Source organism: Rhizobium lentis, assembly GCF_017352135.1.
GTDB classification, from domain to species: Bacteria; Pseudomonadota; Alphaproteobacteria; order Rhizobiales; family Rhizobiaceae; genus Rhizobium; species Rhizobium lentis.
The window spans coordinates 1,486,799-1,506,523 of the sequence record NZ_CP071454.1; the positions used below are offsets into that span (position 1 = coordinate 1,486,799).

Consider the following 19,725-nt stretch of genomic DNA (forward strand, 5'->3'; position numbering starts at 1 on the left):
CGACCTACTTGTCCGCCTGGACCCAGACGAGCATCTCCCCGGGCGCGCGGTTGTCCCAGAGATGATAGGGCACGAAACGTGCGGTGGCGACCTGCCTTTCGGCCGGCGTCTTGCGGTAGAGCGAGGTGCCCCAGTTCGATGTTTCCTCGCGCTCGACCTTGAGATCGAGGGCGACGGCATCATTGAGGTCCTTCAACACGACGGTTTCGGCAGCCGGGAGCTCGCGAGGCAGGACGATGGCGTTGAGGTCTTCGCCGTTGTCGGTCGTCTCGACGCAGTAGACGAGCGGGCCGCGCATCAGGGCGACGCGGCCGACATCCTGGCGCACCTTCGGGTTGGCATATTGCGGACGAAGCGAAAGCGGCAGGTAGAGGGCCACACGATCGCCGTCGGTCCATTGGCGATCGATCCTGGCATACCCGTCCTGGATGTCGACGCCGAGATCGAGCATCTCTCCATTTACGCTGAGGGTGGCGCCTTCCGCCCAGCCGGGAATGCGCAGCGACAGCGCGAATTTCGCCGGCTTCTGCAGCCGGGCGGTAAAGGTGACCGCACCGTCCCACGGATAGTTGGACACTTGCCCGAGTTCGACTTCGGCGCCGTTGGCAAGTTTCAGCCGGGCGGTGCTCTCACCATAGAGATGCACGGCGATCTCGTCGTCGGAAACGGCGTACATGTAGGAGCCGATCGACGTCACCAGCCGGGCGATGTTGGGCGGGCAGCAGGGGCAATGGTGCCATTTCCACCGATGATGCTTGCCGGCGCTCTCGAGCGGATTGTCATAGAAGAAGGTCTTGCCATCGGTGGAAAGCCCCGGCAGCGCGCCATTGTAAAGCGCCTGTTCCATGATGTCGGCATAGCGCCGGTCGGGGCCGCGCCCAAGCATGCGGCTTGCCCAGAAGACCAGACCGACGGAAGCGCAGGTCTCCGCGTAGGCGGTGGCATTCGGCAGGTCGTAATAGTCGGTGAAGCCTTCATTCGACGCAGCCGGCCCGATGCCGCCGGTGATATACATCTGCTTGGTAGTGAGGTCGTCCCAAAGCGTTTCCAGCGCCGCCGTCAGGCTGTCGTCCTTATATTCGGTGGCAATGTCGGCCATGCCGGAATAGAGGTACATCGCCCGCACCGCATGGCCGACGACCTTTTTCTGTTCGCGCACCGGCTGGTGCGCCTGGCCATATTCATAGGTCTTCTGATGGAAGTCGGTAGCGCTCCGGCCGTCGCGGGCAGCCTCGGCCGTGAAGAAGTGCGGCTCGGTGCCGCGTTCGTCGATAAAGAATTTCGACAGGTCGAGATACTTCTTTTCGCCGGTGGCGCGGGCGAGCTTGACCAGCGCCAGCTCGATCTCCTCATGGCCGCAATAACCGGGGATCTGCCCCTCGCCATGGCCGAAGACCTTGATCATGTAATCGGCATAGCGGCACATGATGTCGAGCAGCTTGCGCTTGCCGGTTGCCTGATAATAGGCGACCGCGGCTTCCATCAGATGGCCGGCGCAATAGAGTTCGTGATGGTCGCGCAGATTGGTCCAGCGGCGGGCGGGCTCGACGCGCTGGAACCAGGCGTTCAGATAACCGTCCTTATCCTGCATCCTCTCATACATGTCGATGATTTCGTCGGCGCGCGCCTCGAGCTTCGGGTTTGGCCGGCGATAGAGCGAATAGGCGATGGTCTCGATCGACTTGCCGAGGTCGGAATCCCAGAACATCTGCGTCGTGCCGCCCCAGGGCTGAATGGGAATGACGACGCCGGGGCTCGGCTGGCTGACGTCGATCGCCGTCAGCATGCCGGCCTCGACGCAGCGGTCGAGCAGGGTCTCGGCAGTGGAATTGCAGACTGCATCCTGCCATTTGCCCCAGAAGCCGCCGAGCTCGACATCGGGAACGGCGACGGGGCGAAACTGGCGGTCATTGCTTGATTGGGTCATGGGCTCCTCTTTCTCTCGTTCATTTCACCGCGCCGGCCATCAGCCCGCGCATGTAGTAGCGCTGCAGGAGCAGGAAGACGATCAGGCAGGGGATCGTCATGACGACGACACCGGCCTGCACCGCTCCCCAATTGATGGCGCCGAGTCGTCCGGCGCGAACCGCCGTCATCAGCACCGGCAGGGTGTATTTCTCGTTGCTGGAAAGCAGCACGAGCGCGGCAAGGAATTCGTTCCAGGCATTGAGGAAGGCAAAGATCGCAACTGTCGCAACACCCGGAAGCACTAGCGGCAGGAGGACACGCGCGAGCAGCCTCAGGTCCCGCGCACCGTCGATGCGCGCGGCCTCTTCGATCTCCTTCGGCACCGCGTCGAAGGCGTTGCGCATCATGAAGACCGAGAAGGGCAGCTGCAGCGTCACATAGACGAGCGTCAGCCCGAGCAGCGAATTGTTGAGCCCGAGTTTCGCCAGGATGATGAAGAGCGGCGTCAGGATCGACTGGAACGGGATCATCAGCGTGGCGATGATCAGCACGAAGAGCGCATTCTTCATCGGGAAGCGATAGCGCGAGAAGCCGTAGCCGGCGAGCAGGCTGACGAGAACGGTCAGCGCCACGGTGGCGACCGACACGAACAGCGAATTGATCATATGCCGCCAGATGCCGGCGCCGAACGTATCGAGCAGCGCATAGGCATCGAAGCTGATGCCGGAGGTCGGCCATGGCGGCAGGGGCGGCAGGCTGGCTTCGGCGCCGTGCCGGAAGGAGGAGAGCAGCGTGATGGCAAAGGGTGCGAGGAAGAAGATCGAGATGGCGATGCCTATGAGATGATAGGCCGACTTCGTGCGGATGGCCTTGCGCGCGCGGCGCTCCCTCGAAGTGGTCATGGACGCTCCTCCCCGACGCGCAGCAGCCAGAGCTGCACGATGCTGATGGCGACCAGGATGGCGAGAAGCGCGATCGAGAGTGCGGCGCCATAACCAAGATTGAACGACACGAAGGACTGGTTGAAGATGTAGTAGACCACCGAAATCATCTTGTTCTGCGGTCCGCCCGCCGTCATGATGTAGAACTGGTCGAAGGCGAGGATCGAGCCGGTGACGGAGACGATCAGCGCCAGCGCGATCGTCTTGCGCATCAGCGGCAGCGTCAGGTGCCGGAAACGTTGCCAGCGGCCGGCGCCGTCGATCCGGGCCGCCTCCGTCAGTTCGGCCGGAATGGCCTGAAGCCCGGTCAGAAGAATGATCATGGTGAAGCCGGCGATCTTCCAGACGACCATCACCACGATGGTCAGAAAGGCAGTGTCGAAGGTGGCAAGCAGATTGGGGCTCTTTTCGACGAAACCGAGCGCTTTCAGGGCCGGGCCGATGAAGCCGCTGTCGACATTGGCAAGCCAAACCCAAAGCAGCGAGGCGGTGGCAAGGCCGACGACAACAGGCAGGAAGATGATCGTGCGGTAGGCGCCGACGAACTGCCGTTCCTTCTCGACGAAAATTGCGAGCGGAAAGGCGACGGCGAAAATCGCGACGGTCACGATCACGGTATAATAGGCGGTGAAATTCAATGCCGTCATGAAACGGGTGTCGTTGACCATGCGGAAGTAATTGTTGAAGCCGATCCAGCGCGACGCCCCCATCAGCGGCCAGTTGTGCAGGCTCATCCACCCCGTGAAGATAACCGGCAGGATGAAGAAGACGAGGACCAGCGCCATAGCCGGCGCGATGTAGGCAAGGCCGCGCCAGTTGGATCTGCGCCGCCGTTTGCGCCGCGGCAATAGGGTCTTGGAACCGGAACCGGTCATCAAACGCTCCGCATCTGTGGAAGTTGACCGGGAAGCTGCCACCGCTCCCCGGCCGCGGCCTGGGAGAACTATTGGCCGCTATCGATGATCGATTGCATTTCCGACTGGGCGCTCGAGAACGCGCCGTCGACATCGTCGCCGAAGATCGCGGCGTTGGTGAAGCTCGCCCATGGGCCGTTGGCGCTGTTGATCAGGTCGTTGAACTGCAGTGTATAGGGTGTCTTGGCGACGCTGATCGCCTTGAGGCCGACCTGCATGCGCGGGTCGAGACCCTCCAGCACCTTGTCGGCGATGTCGCCGCGCGTCGGCAGGCTGCCGTATTTCGCCATGATCTTCTGGCCGTCCATCGAATAGATATATTCGAGGAACTCCTTCACCGCGTCGACCTTCTTGGTGCCCTTAGTGATGACGAAATTGTCGCCGCCGGCAAAGGACGATGGCTTGCCGTCGACGCCGGGGATGAGGGTGACGCCGAAATTGATCTCGGGATGCTGGGTCACCAGCGTGCCGATGGCAAAAGCGCCGAGGCTTTGCTGGCCGATCTTGCCGTTGGTGAAGGTCAGGAAGTTCGTGCCGTTGTCGCTGGCGGCGCCCGCCGGCACGAGATCCTTCTTGACCATGTTGCGATAGATGTCGACGGCCTTGCGCATCTGAGGCGTATCGAGCGTCGCCGTCTTGCTGTCGGCCGACAGGATATCGGCGCCAGCGCCCCAGACGAGCGGCGTGAAGGTAAAGATCATGCAGCCGCCGCAGCCGCCGCCGGAGAAATAGAAGCCGTAGGTATCGTCACCGAGCGCCCGGATCTTTTCCGCATTGGCGGTAATTTCCTCCCAGCTCGCCGGCGCCTTTTCCGGGTCGAGACCGGTCTTCTTGTAGAGATCCTTGTTCCAGGCGAAGACCGAAGTTTCCACAGACAGCGGCAGGCCGTAGACCCGGTCCTGATAGGTGCCGAGACGTACATGCGACGGCGACAGCGAATTGAAATAGGGCAGCGACTTCGCCCAATCCGTGAGGTCTTCCAGCTGGCCGGCCGCGGCAAAGGCGGGGTTATAGATGAGGTCCATCGACAGCGCATCAGGTGCCTGCCCGCCGGCGATCGCCGTCGCATATTTTTGCACCAGCTCGGAGAACGGCACCTCGGTCACCACGACCTTGTTGTCGTGGCTGGAATTATAGGCCTCGACCACCTTCTTGAAGGAGTCGCCGATCCCCGTGCGAACCCACATTTCGACATTCTCGGCAGCCGACGCGGCCGAAAACAGGCACAAGGTAGCGATGCTGGTCGCCGCCAATAGACGCTTGATCATGACACTCCTCCCGATATGGCGCATCTCCCTGCGCCTTTGCTCATTCCCTTGCTTTCATGTCTCGGGAGCTTTGCCCCCGCATGACTGCCGGACGATCAGCCGGCACGGCAATTTCCGGACACCCGGCTCGACGGGCCGTCCCTCCGCAAGCGCCAGCACCGTCAATCCGGCCTGCCGCCCGAGCTCCTTCAGCTCCATATCAACCGTCGTCAGCGGCGGCCGCGTCTGGGCCGCGACAATCTCCCAATTGTCGAAGCCGATCACCGAAACGTCCTGCGGCACCTTGACGCCGCGTTCGCGCAAGGCATCCACCACCCCGCGGGCGATCTGGTCGTTGCCGCAGAAGAGCGCGTCCGGTTTCTGTCCCGGCCTCTTCCAAAGCTGTTCGATCGCCTCGTGCCCCCAGCTTTCCGACCAGACGCCGTAGAGCACCGGCTCGCTGTGGCCGGCCACCTGATGGTAGGCACCGGCGCGTTCCCGCACCGAAAAGAAATCCTCCGGCCCGGTGATATGGGCGATCCGCCGCCGCCCGATCTTCACGAGCCATTCCACGGCCAGTCTCGCACCCTGTTCGTCGTCCGAACGAAAGGTAACGCTGTTCTGAGTCCCCTCCGTGAAGGCGTAGACGACAGGCACATGCAAATTCGACAGATCGACAGGCAGACGCCTGTCCAGCCGCTTTCCCGTCGCGATGATGCCGTCAACCTGCTTGTCCAGCATCGCGTCGACATGGATCTGGGCGAGCGCCGGATCGTCTTCGATGGCGCACAGGAAGACCGAAACTCCGTGATCGACAAGCGCGTCTGAAATACCCGCCATCACCGGCAGCGTGAAACGGCCGTAGGTGTCATTCGTCAGCAGCCCGATGGTGAAGCTGCGTTTGCTGAGAAGACCTCTCGCCAGCGCGTTCGGCCGATATCCGATTTCACCGGCGATCCGCTTCACCCGATCGCGCGTTTCCGTCCCCATCCGGCCGGTGTCATTGAGAGCCTTAGACGCCGTCGAGATGCTAACCCCGGCAGCTGACGCCACTTCATGAATGGTGATCCTGCCTCTTTTTCCTCCCGATATGTTCAGCCCGTCCTCCTTCTGCAGTGGCTTGAGAAAAGCTTTTACCAAGCCGCATGTCAAGTGAGAAAAGGTTTTCTCATCGAAATCGGCAACTCGAATGCATGACAGCGCGGCGAGCGTGGGGAGGAAAGATTCGCGTCGGCCGGCCGACCGCGATGTGCCGTCGATGTTGAGATCAACGCCGAGCGGATGATGTCGTCAAAGGCGAAGGGAGTTTCGACGGAATGTCTTACCGAGCGAAAACGATCACCATCAGGACTTCCCCTGGAAGTCTTGATTCGCGGCTTGAACACACGCGATCATAGACAGGTCAGGCGACATGCCTTGCGAGTGCGCAGCGCGACCAGAGCGAATGCAGCGCCTCGACGAGGTGGGCGATATCGGCGTCGGAATGGAGCGGTGTGGGCGTGATGCGCAGCCGCTCGGTCTTCTTCGGCACGGTGGGATAGTTGATCGGCTGGACATAGACGCCGCAATTGTCGAGAAGCAGGTCGGAGATCCACTTGCATTTGGCCGCATCGCCGACCAGCACCGGTACGATGTGGCTGGGGTTTTGCATATGCGGAATGCCGCGCTGGTCGAGCAGCGACCTGAGCTTGCGCACCCGGTCCTGGTGGCGGGCGCGCTCGAACTGGCTGACCTTCAGGTGCTGGATCGAGGCGACCGCACCGGCGGCGAGCGCCGGCGGCAGGGCGGTGGTGAAGATGAAGCCGGAGGCAAACGAGCGGATGAAATCGCACAGCGCCGCAGAGGCGGCGATATAACCGCCCATCACCCCGAAGGCCTTGCCGAGCGTGCCCTCGATGACCGTCAGCCGGTGCATCAGTCCCTCGCGCTCGGCAATGCCGCCGCCGCGCGGGCCGTACATGCCGACCGCATGCACCTCGTCGAGATAGGTCATGGCGCCATATTTGTCGGCGAGATCGCAGATTTCCCTGATCGGGGCGATATCGCCATCCATCGAATAGACGCTCTCGAAGGCGATCAGCTTCGGCGCCTTCGGATCGGCGGCGGCAAGCTTGGCTTCGAGATCGGCGACGTCATTGTGTTTCCAGATCACCTTGTCGCACTTGGCATGGCGGATGCCCTCGATCATCGAGGCATGGTTGAGCGCATCGGAGAAGATGATCAGGCCGGGGATCCTGGCGCCGAGCGTGCCGAGTGCGGCCCAGTTGGAGACATAGCCGGAGGTGAAGATCAGCGCCGCTTCCTTGCCGTGCAGGTCGGCAAGCTCCCGCTCGAGCAGGACGTGATAATGGTTGGTGCCAGAAATATTCCGGGTGCCTCCCGCACCCGCGCCACAGTGGTCGATGGCGGTCTTCATCGCCTCGATCACCTTCGGGTTCTGGCCCATGCCGAGATAATCGTTGGAGCACCAGACCGTGACTTCCTTCTCGCCATCGGCCGTATGACGCGTCGCACGCGGGAAGTTGCCGCGGTGACGCTCGAGATCGGCAAAAACGCGGTAGCGGCCCTCGGCATGAAGCCCGTCCAGCTCGTTTTTGAAAAATGCTTCGAAATCCATCATATGCTCCAGTTCGCGCGGCCGTTCTTGCCGACCGGACGTCCGCGCGTCAATGCTTACCCTTTGCTTTAACATCAACTGCGGCAAAAGGCCCAGTTTTTTGAATGATTCCAGATAAAAAATATCCGCGCTGCGATCAATGAAATCGATCCTGCCGAAGGCGACCGAAAATTCCCGAAATCGGGGGGTCGTGACAGGACCGGTTCGCAAAAAAGTCGGGGCAAGTGTGGACAACCCTTTCTTCCGACATAGTTTTCGAGCTAGCGTGCCAAAAAAACAAAAGGGACGGCCTATGCCCATTGGGCGACAACCCAGGAGAAACGTAATGAAGAAAGCTGTCATATTCGCATTGATCGGCCTGTCGATCGCAAGCTGCACGCCGACCCAGCAGGGTGCGGGCATCGGCGCTGCATCAGGTGCCGTCATCGGTGGCGCGGTTACCGGCGACGTTCGTGGCGCGGCGGTCGGCGCCGCCATCGGTGGCGTGTCCGGTGCCCTCATCGGCAGCGTCGCCGAACAGCCCGGCCAGTGCTACTATCGCGATCGCTACGGCCGCCGCTACATCGATTCTTGCCCGCGCTGAGAGCGCTTGCAAACCGGCAAAAACAGGAAATCCCGGACACACATCCGGGATTTTTTGTACTGAATCGGCGCGTCGTCAATTTAAAATGGTACACCCTGCGCGATTTTGCCGCTAAGTTATTCACGGCTGGGCAACGAAGCTTCATTGTAAGCGTAACCAAAAGCAGCGGATGCGGATTAGAGGGACAGGTCCGAAAACAGGTACTGCGTATCGGCGAACAGGCACCATGATGGTGATGGCAGCTGCGGCTGCATTCTCACCGGTCCTGATCGGCGACGCTTACGCCTTCAAGCTTTTCGGCATCACCATCTTCGGCAAGGAGGAAGACGAAGGCGAACAGGTGCCCGATCCTGTACGCTACACGGTCGATCTCAAAGCCGATAGCGCCGACCCCGATCTCAAGAAAGCCCTGGAAAACAGTTCCCGGCTGGTCAGCGACCAGAAGCGACCTGTCTCGGGCGATCTCGGCATCGTCGTTAAAGCGCGCGACGATCGTGACCGGCTGATCGCCGCCCTTTATGAAAAGGCGCGCTATGGCGGCGTGGTGACGATCACCATCGACGGCAGAAACATCGACGACCTGCCACCCAATCCGACATTCGACCGTTCCGCGCCTATCCCGGTCACCGTCGACATCGTTCCCGGCCCCGTCTTCAGGGTCAAGGAAGTTCAGTTCGGCGGCGATGCCGCAAGCCGCAATCCCGCCGATTACGACCTCGCCCCGGGCGCTGAGGCCGGCTCGCTCGCCATCATCAAGGCCGGCGAAAAGATCGTCGAGCAGTTGAAAAGCGAAGGCCGGCCCTTCGCCAAATTGACCGAACGCAAGGTTGTCGCCGACCACAGGAACGACACGGTCGACATCGTGCTTGCTGCCGAAGGCGGACCGGTCGCACCGATCGGCGATGTCGGCGTCACCGGCGAAAAGACGGTCAGGCCCGGTTTTATCCAGCGCTACTCCCGGCTGAACAAGGGCGAAGCCTATTCCCCGGAAGCGCTGAAGAAGGCCGGCGAGCGGCTGCGCGCCCTCGGCGTCTTTTCCAGCGTCACCATTCACGAAGGCGATGCGCTGGCGCCGGATGGCACCCTGCCGATGACGATCGAGGTTTCCGAAGGCAAGAGGCGCTATTTCGGCGTCGGCGCGCAGTATTCCACCACCGACGGCTTCGGCGTCCAGGGCTATTGGGGCCACCGCAACCTGTTTGGTGAAGCCGAAACGCTGCGGATAGAGGGATCGGTCTCCAGGCTCGGCGAAACCACAGATGTTGGCAGCCTCGATTATTCCGCCGGCATCCTTTTTACCAAGCCGGGCGCCTTCTTCCCCGCCGCCACTTTGAAAGCCGGCATCGTTGCCAAGACCCAAAATCCGGATGCCTATAATGCGACGCTCGTCACCGCCTCGCTCGGCCTTTCCTACGAGTTGACCGACCAGGATACGGTCTCGGCGAGCGGCGAGGTCAGCTGGGAGCGTGACGACGACGCCTTCGGCACCAACGACTACCTGACCGTCGCCCTGCCGCTCCAATATGATCGCGACGCGCGCGACGACAAGCTCAACCCGACCGAAGGCTATCGCGCAACAGTCTCGGCAAAGCCCGGTTACGAGGTCTTCAATGCCACGCCCTATGCGGCATTCGAGGGTTCGATCTCCGGCTATCTGCCGTTCGGCGCAGAGGATGGCGTGGTGCTTGCCGGCAAGGTCGCAGCCGGTACTCTGGTCAGCAGCGGCGGAATCGAGAACATTCCGGCCACGCAGCGTTTCTTCGCCGGCGGCGGCGGCTCTGTGCGCGGCTATGCCTATCAGGAAATCTCGCCTTATAATGACGATGGGGATGCCACCGGCGGCCGCTCCTATGTAACCGGTTCGCTGGAGGCACGCATCAAGATCACCGATACGATCGGCATCGTGCCCTTCATCGATGTCGGCACCGTAGCGGACAGCACCTTCCCGGGATTTTCCGATATTCGCGCCGGCGCCGGCGCGGGAATACGATATGCCACACCTTTCGGCCCGCTGCGGCTTGATTTTGCCGTGCCGCTGAACAAGTACGAAGATGGCACAGATTATGGAATTTATGCCGGCATCGGCCAGTCCTTCTAGGATTGCCGATTCCGGCTGCTTCCGATCGATGGGCCGCATGAAAACGGGGTAGTCCGCGCCGATGGAAACGCTGGCAAAAATCGTCAACTGGATCGTGCGGGTCACCGGCTTTGCCGTCGGCGCCGTTTTGATTGTCGCTGTTGCAGCGCTTGCGATCTTCGGCTTCACCTCCTTTGGCGCCCGCATCGTTACTGAAAGGATAGCCTCCACGCTTTCCAACCGCGACATGACGATCGAGGTGCGCGAACCGGAAGGACTCCTGACCGGCGGGCTTCGCGCCGCCGAAATCTCCCTATCCGACACGAGGGGCGTTTTTGCCGAAATCCACGGCGTGGCGATCGACTGGAACCCGCTGGCACTGCTGACGGGAACCTTCCACGCCAAACGCTTCGAGATCGAAGCGATCAACGTGCTGCGCAAGCCGGTGCGCACCCTGCCCTCGCGGCCCAGCGCTGAAAGTTCCGGCGGCTTCACGCTTCCGGTCAAGATCGATGTCGACCACGTGGCCCTGCCCGATATCAAACTTGCCGAGCCTTTTGCCGGGCGCGCCTTTGCGCTCGCCGCCGAAGGCAGCCTTTCGGCAGATGGCAACGGCGGCGAAGCGAAGGTCAATGTCAGCCGCCACACAGTTCCGGATGCGCGGCTCACTGCCGATATCGCCTATGCGCCGGCCGAAAACCGGCTGCGGCTGAAGGCGCAGCTCGCCGAACCGAAGGGCGGGCTGTTGGCAGGCTTCCTCGGCCTGCCTGATGATCCGGCCGTCAACATCGACCTCGACGGCCAGGGACCGATATCCGACTGGACAGGCAAGGTGCAGGCTGCGCTCGACGGACAGCAGCGTGCCGCAATCGAAGGCCGGCACGCGATTGCCGCAGACGGGCTGCACCATCTCGATCTCAAGGGTGGCGGTGACCTCAGCTCGCTGCTTCCTGCGGCATTCCGGCCGCTTTTCGCCGGCCAGACCAATATCGATCTTGCCGCCACCTTCGACGACCATGGCAAGATCGATATCCAGACCGGCAATATCGCCACCGGCAGCGTCGTCATCGCCGCATCGGGCGCGCTTGATCCGGCTGGCAACAACAGCCTCAACGCCAATCTGCTCGGGACATCCGGACCTGTCGATTTCCGCTGGCCGCTCGCCGAAGGCGAAGCGCGCTTCCTGATATCGGGCCTCAACCTGGCGCTGACAGGCAATGCGCAGGCCGCCCGACTGAGTGTCAGCGGCTCGCTCGACAGCGCGACCCTTCCGCAGGCCGATATCGGAAACGTCAAGCTGACGGCAAAGAGCGACGCCTTCAATCTTGCCGCCCGCTCCGGCAGCGTCCAGCTGCGCCTCGTGGCCGGCGAGGCGACCTTTGCCGAACCGAACCTCAACCGTGCAGTCCAGGGCCCCATCACGATCGCCTCACCGCTGCAGATCTCGGCCGGCAGCATCGGTTTCAACGGCACCACGGTCGAAAGCGCCAATATCAACGGCAGCCTCAATGGCTCCTATCGGCCGGCGGACCGCGCGCTGACCGGCAATGTCAAGCTGAGCATCGCACCGGCGGCCCTGCCGGCCGCGGTGACGAGCAAGTTCGACCAGCCGATCTCGCTCGAAAGCCAGGTGATCGGCACCATCCCGTCGAAATTCGCGCTGTCCAACCTTGTCCTGAAATCCGGCACGCTCGAAGCCGCCGGCAACGTCACGCTCGACGGCTCGATGTTGAACGCCGATCTCTCGGGCCGGCTGCCCGATATCGGCAAGCTTGTGTTAGGCGCGCGCGGCGGAGCAGGTTATGCGCTGAGGGTCGGAGGCGAATTGCCGGCGATCTCCGTGACAGCGAATGTCAAGTCTCCCAGCCTTGAGATGGCCGATCGCATGCTCGCCAACCTCAATATCGATCTGTCGGGTGTCGCCGATCCGAAGGCGCCTCAGGGGAAGATCGCGGCCACCGGCACGATCGAGGGCCAACCGCTCAGCATCACCGGCGACATCCGCTCTGAGAACGGCAAGACGAGCATTCCCGCACTGAGCGCCGATGTCAGCGGCAATCGGCTGACCGGCAGTCTGGAGCTCTCGCCCTCCTTGACGCCCTCGGGCGCGTTGAGCTTCGATTTCCCCAATATCGGCCTCCTGGCCGCGCTCGGCGGGCAGAAAGCCGAAGGCGATCTCAAGGGTTCGCTCGGCGTCGAAAGCGATGGCGGCAAGATTGCGCTCAAGCTCATTGCATCAGGCGCCGCGATCCGCCGCGATACCATCGCGATCGTCAAGCCGGATATCGACGTCACGGTCACTGATCTCGGCACGCTTGCGGCAAACGGCACGGTCCGGGCGGACGAACTGAATGCCGGAGCAAACAAGCTCGGCAAACTTTACCTCAGTTTTAGCAAGAAGCAGGACAAGACCGACTTCGATCTTGATGCGACCTATGACGGCAATCCCGTGCTGGCAGTCGGCAATATCGAGACGGCGGGCGACGTGGTGAACCTGAATCTCGATCGTTTCGCGGCAAGTCCGCGCAACATTCAGCTCGAGCTTGCCGCGCCGACGCAGGTCACGATCGGCGGCGGCGCCGCCAACCTGAACGGTCTGACGCTGAGGACCGGCGCCGGCACGGTGAGCGTGACCGGTACTGCCGGCGAGACGCTGAAACTCGATGCCGTCATCAAGGAGCTGCCGGCAGCGCTCGCCAACGGTTTCGTGCCAAATCTTTCGGCCGGCGGCACGATCTCGGGAACGATTGCTGTGACGGGAACGCCGGCAGCACCCATCGCCGATTTCAAACTCGACTGGAAGGATGCGACGACAGGGCAGACGAAGGGCGCCGGCCTGACACCGCTCGGCATCACCGCCAGCGGCAAATTTGCCGAAAGGAAGCTCGATTTCGCCACGACAATCGGAGGTAGCGACGGCCTCTCACTCAGGGCCGGCGGCAACGTCGCGCTCGCTGATCCGACGGCGCCCGTGCTCGATATTGACGCCGATATCCTCAACCTGCCTGCGCGCGTCGCCAATGGCTTCGTTTCCGATCTCGCCGCCGAAGGCACAATCACCGGAAAGGTGAGCGCCTTCGGTCCCCTCAAGGCTCCGACCGCCAATTTCGATCTCGCCTGGAAAAAGCTGCGACCAGCCACTCGAAGCGCGCCGGTCTAGCGAGCCTTGATGTGACGGCATCCGGTAAATTCGCTGACAACAAGCTCGATTTCGACGTCGCGGCCAGCGGCGCCGACAGCCTCTCGCTTAAGGCAAACGGCAATGTGAGCATCACCGGCACGACGATCGGCGGCGTCAAGGTCGATGCAACGCTGGCCAATGTCCCCGCCGCCATTGCGAACGGCTTCGTCCCGGATCTGGCGGCGGAAGGTGCTGTTTCCGGAACGGTGTCGGCCAACGGGACGCTTGCTGCTCCGGCAGCCGATTTCGATCTCCATTGGCAAAACGCCGCGACGAGCCACACGAAACGCGCCGGCCTTGCCGCTCTTGGCGTCACGGCATCCGGGAAATTCGCCGACAACAAGCTTGATTTCAACGCCGCGATCGCCGGCGCAGATAGCCTCTCGCTCAAGGCCAACGGCAATGTCGCCGTTACCGGCAGGACAATTGGCGCCGTCAGCGTCGATGCGACGCTGTCCGATATCCCGGCAAGCCTCGCAAACAGTTTCGTCGCCGATCTCGCCGCCGAAGGCGTCGTCTCCGGGAGAATCTCGGCCGCCGGCTCGCCTTCCGCGCCGACCGCCAATTTCGACCTCAACTGGAAGGACGCTGCGACGAGCCACACGAAGCGTGCCGGCCTTGCCGCTCTCGGCATTACCACATCGGGGAAATTTGCCGATAACAAGCTGGATTTCACCGCGGCGGCCGCTGGCGATCAAGGTCTCTCCTTGAAGGCCATGGGCAATGTCGCTCTCGCCGGTACGACGATCGGCAGCGTTAAGGTCGATGCCGAAATCGTCCGACTCCCGGCCGCTCTCGCCAATGCCTTCATTCCCGATCTGGCGGCCGGCGGCACGATATCAGGCACCCTGTCTGCGGCCGGAACACCGGCTGCGCCGAAGGCCGATTTCAAGCTTGACTGGACGGATGCCGCGACCAGCCAAACCAGAAGCGCGCATCTTTCCGGCCTTGCGCTTGCAGCATCGGGACACCTCGCCGACAATAGGCTGGATTTTAACGCCAATCTCGGCGGCAAGGACGGCCTTTCGCTGAACGCGGTGGGCAATGTCGCGATATCCGGCACCTCACTCCGCAATCTTGACGTCAAAGCCGAGCTTGCCAATCTGCCTGCGGGCCTTGCTAACGCCTTCGTCCCCGGTCTTGCCGCGGAGGGCACCGTGTCGGGAACGGCATCCGCCGCAGGAGCGCTTCCCAAACCGGCCGTCGATTTCAAACTCAACTGGAAGAACGCTGCCACCGCCCAGACCAGGAGCGGCGGCCTTTCGGGTCTCAGTGCTGCGGCCTCCGGCAAATTCGCCAATGACAGGGTCGACTTCGATGCCAGCCTTGCCAGTAAGGATGGCGTGTTGGCCAAGGCGGTGGGCGGCGTCACGATTGCCGGAAATGGCATTCGGGATCTCTCGGTCAATGCCGATATTCCGGCGCTGCCGGCAAATATCGCCAATGCCTTTGTTCCCGGTCTCGGCGCCGAAGGCACGCTTTCGGCAAGCGCGAAGACCTCAGGAACGCCGGCAGATCCGATTGTCGATTTCAAGCTGAACTGGAAAGATGCCGCAACCAGCCACACCAAGGCCGCCGGCCTCTCCCGCCTTGCGTTGGCGGCGACGGGAAAATATGCCGGCGACCGGCTGGATTTCGATGCCGCTCTCAGCGGCAGCGGCGGCATTTCGCTGAAAGCCGCCGGTAATCTTTCCATTGCAGGCACAGCGATCCAATCGATCGACGTCACGGCGAACGCTGCCAATGTTCCGGCGGCCATCGCCAACGGGTTTGTTCCGGGTATCGGAGCCGAGGGCGCGGTCTCGGCGACAGCCAGAGCGACGGGCGCGCTATCCTCACCTACCGTCGATTTCAAGGTCGACTGGAAGAATGCTGCGACGAGCCAGACGAAAGGCGCCGGTCTTTCGCCACTGAGCATCGACGCATCCGGCAAGCTTGCCGGCAACAGGCTGACAGTCGACACCAGTCTTGCCGGTGACGCCGGCATGTCGGTGAAGGGCGGCGGCAGCGTCGTTATATCTGGCAATCGCGCCCTCGACCTTCGGTTCAACGGCAACCTTCCCTTCGCTGTGCTCGGCGCCCCGCTTGCGCAGCAGGGCCTCGTCGCCGAAGGGGTCGCCGCCGTCAATCTCCAGCTTGGCGGAACGGCCGCAGCACCCATCATTAACGGCACCATCTCGACATCGCGCGCCAAACTCGTCGACGTCAGGCGCAATCTTGCCATCAACAATCTTGCGGCCACGGTCACCTTCAATGGCAATCAGGCCGTGATATCGCGGCTCAGCGGCAATCTTGGCGGCGGCGGCACGATTTCGGCAAGCGGCACCATCGGCATCCAGCCGGCCAGCGGTTTTCCCGCCGACATTTCGATCAAGCTCGACAAGGCGGTCTATGTCGACGGCACCCTCGTCGTTTCGACCGTCAATGGGACAGTGGGCTTGCGCGGCCCGATCATGGCCGCGACGGTGAGCGGCAAGCTCCGGCTGGACAAGACTTCGATCACCGTCCCGGAGAAATTGCCGACCTCGCTGCGGGAAATCGACATTCGCCACAAGAATGCACCGCGCGCGGTGCTGGCACAGCTGCGCGATGACGGCGAGCGGAAACCCGGCGAGAAATCCTCGGTGATCACCCTCGATCTCGAAATCGACGCGCCCTCGCAGATCTTCGCGCGCGGCCGCGGCATCGATGCCGAGCTCGGCGGCCGTGTGACAATCCGCGGAACGGCGGCTGCACCGATCGTGACCGGCGGATTCACCATGCGCCGCGGTCGCCTGACCATTCTCAACCGCCGCCTGGATTTTACCGACAAGAGCCGGATCACCTTCGCCGGCGACCTGACGCCAGCGCTCGATATGGAGGCGACCTCAACCTCCGGCTCGACGACGCTGACCGTCGACGTCACGGGCCTCGCCACCGATCCTTCGATCACCTTTTCCTCCTCGCCCCAGCTGCCGCAGGATGAGGTGCTGGCGCAGCTGATCTTCGGGCAGTCGATGTCGAAGCTCTCGCCGGTGCAAATCGCCCAGCTCGCCGACGCCGTCAGCCAGCTGGCCGGCAATCGCTCCACCTCGCTTTTCGAAGGCCTGCGCAACCAGCTCGGCGTCGACGATCTCGACATCAGCACCGATTCCAAGGGCCAGACCAGCGTCAGCGTCGGCCGCTATCTCAACGACCGTACCTATTTCGAACTGCAGCAAGGCGGCGCGGCCGGCGCCAAGGCCATCATCAATCTCGATGTCGGCCGGGGCGTCAAACTCCGGGGAGCGGCCGGCGGCAACGGCGCTGGTGAGGCAGGCATTGTCTACGAGCGAGAATATTGAGCCGGCTTCCGTTTCGGGCCGATAGCCGCTCCTCACCCTAACCCTATCCCCGTTCTGACGGGGAGAGGGGACGTGCCCAGCGCGAGGTGGGAGAGGAACGGCGAGGTCGCGGCAGGTCCCCTACGCCCCACACGCTACCGGCAGGGGGATGGGGCGCCCGATTTAGGAGGCCGGGCATCGCGTGACAATGCGTTAGAAGCCCGTCTTGCTTGTCTTCAGAAGAATGTTGGTCTCGGTCGAATTGATGCCGTTGATCAATCTGATTCGGCGTAGCGTCTCGTCAAAGGAGGCAAGGTCGCGATCCTCGAGTTCAGCGACGAAATCCCATTTGCCATTGGTGCTGTGAAGCGCCCGGACCTGCGGCAGCCCCCGCAGTTGATCGGCCACCCTGTCTGCGAGCTTGCCGAGCACCTCGATCATAACAATGGCGCGCACACCGGCGGATCGCGTCTCATGACCGGTACGGATGGTGAAGCCGACGATGGTGCCGCTGGCGACCAGCCGGTCGATACGGGCGGCGACCGTTGCCCGCGATGCACCGGTCATTGCCGCGAGCGACGAGACGGAAATGCGGGCATTGTGGCGAAGCGCACTCAGAAGTTCGGTATCAAGATCGTCCACGCTGAACACTTTGTCAAAATAGCTTTATCAATTTGCGCAATCATACTCCATTTCTGGCATTTTTCCATCTTTTTGCTGCCAGCCCTTTATCCCACTATCGGCCGAAACAGGCCTCAACACGGAGCCATCGAATGAATGCCCAATCGCGATCTGTCACCCTCATCGGCGCTCCGTTGGAAGAAGGCTCCGGCCGCAGGGGCGCGGCCATGGGCCCTGCGGCGCTGCGTATTGCCGGTGTCGACCAGACGCTGATCGATCTCGGCCATGATGTGGCCGATAACGGCGATCTCCGCATCGTGCCGGCGATGGACCTGCCGAATCATCCGAAAGCCCACAATCTGAGGATCGTCGGCGCCTTCACGCGCGCACTCGAAAGCAGCGTCTATGAGGTCGCGGCAGCCGGCCGCTTTCCGCTCATTCTCGGCGGTGACCACAGCCTGTCCATGGGCAGCGTCTCCGGCATGGCCCGCTATGCCGCCAGCAAAGGCCGCCCGCTGTTCGTGCTCTGGCTCGATGCCCATGCCGACTTCAACTCTCCGGCCACCTCGCCCTCCGGCAATATCCACGGCATGCCCGTCGCTTTTTTTTGCGGTGAGGCGGAATTCGCCGAAATCCTGCCGAGGGACCGGCCGTTCGTCGATCCGAAGAATGTCTTCCAGGTCGGTATCCGTTCGGTCGATGCGCGCGAGCGTGAGGAGATCCACGAACACGGCGTCAACGTCTTCGATATGCGCGCCATCGACGAGCAGGGCATCGGCGCCATCATGCGCCATATCCTTGACGTCGTCGCCAAAGCGGACGGCCTGCTGCATGTCAGCCTCGACCTCGACTTCCTCGATCCTGACATTGCCCCGGGCGTTGGCACGACGGTGCCTGGCGGCGCGACTTTTCGCGAGGCGCATCTTGTCATGGAAATGCTGTCGGACAGCGGCCTCGTCTCGTCGCTCGATCTCGTCGAGCTCAATCCGTTTCTCGATGATCGCGGCAAGAGCGCTCGCATACTGGTGGAACTGACGGCAAGCCTCTTCGGCCGCCGCATCTTCGATCGCCCGACACGCGCTGCGTAAACAAGACTGGAGGGAGAAGCGCCATGAACACTTCGGAAAAACTGATCGCCACGGAACAGCGCCTCGGCGCCCACAATTACAAGCCGCTCGACGTGGTGCTGACGCGCGGCGAAGGCGTGTACGTCTGGGATACTGACGGCAATCGTTATCTCGATTGCCTCTCTGCCTATTCCGCCGTCAATCAGGGCCATTGCCATCCGAAGATCCTCGCCGCCATGGTCGAACAGGCGGGCAGGCTGACGCTCACCTCTCGCGCCTTCCGCAATGACCAGCTCGCCTATCTCTACGAGGAGCTTGCGGCGCTGACGGGTTCGCACAAGATCCTGCCGATGAATTCGGGCGCCGAGGCGGTGGAGACCGCCATCAAGGCGGTGCGAAAATGGGGATACGAGGTCAAGGGCGTGCCGGAAGGCAAGGCGGAGATCATCGTCTGCGCCGACAATTTCCACGGCCGGACGCTGAGCATCATCAGCTTCTCCACAGATCCCGACTCCCGAACCGGCTTCGGCCCCTACACGCCGGGCTTCCGCATCATTCCCTTCGGCGATGCCGAGGCTTTCGCCGCCGCAATCAATGAGAATACGGTGGCCGCCCTGATCGAACCGATCCAGGGCGAAGCCGGTGTCATCATCCCGCCGGCGGGTTATTTCACCCGCATTCGCGAGCTTTGCACTGATAACAACGTCACCCTTATCCTCGACGAGATCCAGACCGGCCTCGGCCGCACCGGCAAGCTGCTGGCCGAAGAACACGAAGGCATCGAAGCCGATGTGACGCTGATCGGCAAGGCGCTGTCCGGCGGCTTCTATCCCGTGTCGGCCGTGCTTTCGAATTCCGAAGTGCTCGGCGTGCTGAAACCCGGCCAACACGGCTCGACCTTCGGCGGCAATCCGCTCGCCTGTGCGGTGGCGCGCACGGCCCTTAAGGTGCTGGTGGAGGAGGGCATGATCGAGAACGCCGCCGTCATGGGCGACTATTTCCTCGAAGGCTTGAGGTCGATCCGCTCCAACATCGTCAGGGACGTGCGTGGCCGCGGCCTGATGATGGCGATCGAGCTGGAACCCGAAGCCGGCGGCGCACGGCAATATTGCCATGCGCTGAAGGAGAGCGGCCTTCTCGCCAAGGATACCCACGACCACACGATTCGCCTCGCTCCGCCGCTGGTCATAACAAAGGAGCAGGTCGATTGGGCCGTCTCTCAGATTGAAAAGACGATCAGCTGAAGTAAACCGAGGCTGAAAACCTT

11 protein-coding genes and 1 pseudogene are annotated in these 19,725 nt (G+C 62.3%); 5 read left to right on the top strand and 7 right to left on the bottom strand.

The genetic code is table 11. The annotated features are described in order from the left end of the window. Positions 1-4: 4 nt before the first annotated feature. The 6 genes from J0663_RS07165 to hemA all read right to left on the bottom strand — a co-directional run bounded on the left by J0663_RS07165 (position 5) and on the right by hemA (position 7,627). Complete coding sequence (locus J0663_RS07165) at positions 5-1,927, bottom strand: glycoside hydrolase family 127 protein (RefSeq protein ID WP_207243743.1); 1,923 nt, start codon at positions 1,925-1,927, stop codon at positions 5-7. Positions 1,928-1,946: 19 nt separating this feature from the next. After that, positions 1,947-2,810 carry a carbohydrate ABC transporter permease gene (locus J0663_RS07170; protein ID WP_207243744.1) on the bottom strand — a complete coding sequence of 288 codons (864 nt, stop codon included), beginning with the start codon at positions 2,808-2,810 and terminating at the stop codon, positions 1,947-1,949. Then, on the bottom strand, positions 2,807-3,724 hold the full coding sequence (locus J0663_RS07175; RefSeq protein WP_207243745.1) for a carbohydrate ABC transporter permease: 918 nt from the start codon (positions 3,722-3,724) through the stop codon (positions 2,807-2,809). Before J0663_RS07175 ends, J0663_RS07170 begins: the two co-directional genes overlap by 4 nt. A 68-nt stretch (positions 3,725-3,792) precedes the next feature. After that, positions 3,793-5,031, bottom strand: a complete 1,239-nt coding sequence (locus J0663_RS07180; RefSeq protein ID WP_207243746.1) for an ABC transporter substrate-binding protein — start codon at positions 5,029-5,031, stop codon at positions 3,793-3,795. A 54-nt stretch (positions 5,032-5,085) separates the two neighbouring features. Next, positions 5,086-6,063, bottom strand: a complete 978-nt coding sequence (locus J0663_RS07185) for a LacI family DNA-binding transcriptional regulator (protein WP_207244455.1) — start codon at positions 6,061-6,063, stop codon at positions 5,086-5,088. 349 nt (positions 6,064-6,412) lie between these two features. Next, positions 6,413-7,627, bottom strand: coding sequence for a 5-aminolevulinate synthase (hemA, locus tag J0663_RS07190; protein WP_207243747.1), 1,215 nt, complete (start codon positions 7,625-7,627; stop codon positions 6,413-6,415). A gap of 325 nt (positions 7,628-7,952) precedes the next feature. Here hemA and J0663_RS07195 point away from each other — a divergent pair, with 325 nt between their 5' ends. From J0663_RS07195 to J0663_RS07205, 3 genes and pseudogenes are all read left to right on the top strand, one after another. Continuing rightward, entirely contained in the window at positions 7,953-8,210 is a 258-nt protein-coding gene (locus J0663_RS07195; RefSeq protein ID WP_207243748.1) for a YMGG-like glycine zipper-containing protein, read from the top strand. Between the two features lie 169 nt (positions 8,211-8,379). Beyond that, positions 8,380-10,308 (top strand): autotransporter assembly complex protein TamA, encoded by a 1,929-nt coding sequence (locus J0663_RS07200; protein ID WP_207243749.1) that lies wholly within the window; start codon positions 8,380-8,382, stop codon positions 10,306-10,308. Positions 10,309-10,369: 61 nt separating this feature from the next. Beyond that, positions 10,370-16,791: pseudogene (locus tag J0663_RS07205) on the top strand (translocation/assembly module TamB domain-containing protein). Positions 16,792-16,983: 192 nt separating this feature from the next. Here the strand turns inward: J0663_RS07205 and J0663_RS07210 are convergent. Continuing rightward, positions 16,984-17,421, bottom strand: a complete 438-nt coding sequence (locus J0663_RS07210; protein ID WP_207243750.1) for an Lrp/AsnC family transcriptional regulator — start codon at positions 17,419-17,421, stop codon at positions 16,984-16,986. Positions 17,422-17,543: 122 nt separating this feature from the next. Between J0663_RS07210 and rocF the strand changes: the two genes are divergently transcribed. Both rocF and rocD read left to right on the top strand, forming a co-directional pair. Continuing rightward, positions 17,544-18,479 (top strand): arginase, encoded by a 936-nt coding sequence (gene rocF / locus J0663_RS07215; RefSeq protein ID WP_207243751.1) that lies wholly within the window; start codon positions 17,544-17,546, stop codon positions 18,477-18,479. A 23-nt stretch (positions 18,480-18,502) separates the two neighbouring features. Continuing rightward, positions 18,503-19,702 carry an ornithine--oxo-acid transaminase gene (gene rocD, locus J0663_RS07220; protein ID WP_207243752.1) on the top strand — a complete coding sequence of 400 codons (1,200 nt, stop codon included), beginning with the start codon at positions 18,503-18,505 and terminating at the stop codon, positions 19,700-19,702. Positions 19,703-19,725 lie beyond the last annotated feature (23 nt).

What these genes read in the sequence shown, in the direction of transcription:
- J0663_RS07195 (WP_207243748.1), top strand. Translation starts at nt 7,953, where the DNA reads ATGAAGAAAGCTGTCATATTCGCATTGATCGGCCTGTCGATCGCAAGC.
- J0663_RS07165 (WP_207243743.1), bottom strand. Translation starts at nt 1,927, where the DNA reads ATGACCCAATCAAGCAATGACCGCCAGTTTCGCCCCGTCGCCGTTCCC.
- J0663_RS07200 (WP_207243749.1), top strand. Translation starts at nt 8,380, where the DNA reads ATGCGGATTAGAGGGACAGGTCCGAAAACAGGTACTGCGTATCGGCGA.
- rocD (WP_207243752.1), top strand. Translation starts at nt 18,503, where the DNA reads ATGAACACTTCGGAAAAACTGATCGCCACGGAACAGCGCCTCGGCGCC.
- rocF (WP_207243751.1), top strand. Translation starts at nt 17,544, where the DNA reads ATGAATGCCCAATCGCGATCTGTCACCCTCATCGGCGCTCCGTTGGAA.
- J0663_RS07175 (WP_207243745.1), bottom strand. Translation starts at nt 3,724, where the DNA reads ATGACCGGTTCCGGTTCCAAGACCCTATTGCCGCGGCGCAAACGGCGG.
- J0663_RS07180 (WP_207243746.1), bottom strand. Translation starts at nt 5,031, where the DNA reads ATGATCAAGCGTCTATTGGCGGCGACCAGCATCGCTACCTTGTGCCTG.
- hemA (WP_207243747.1), bottom strand. Translation starts at nt 7,627, where the DNA reads ATGGATTTCGAAGCATTTTTCAAAAACGAGCTGGACGGGCTTCATGCC.
- J0663_RS07170 (WP_207243744.1), bottom strand. Translation starts at nt 2,810, where the DNA reads ATGACCACTTCGAGGGAGCGCCGCGCGCGCAAGGCCATCCGCACGAAG.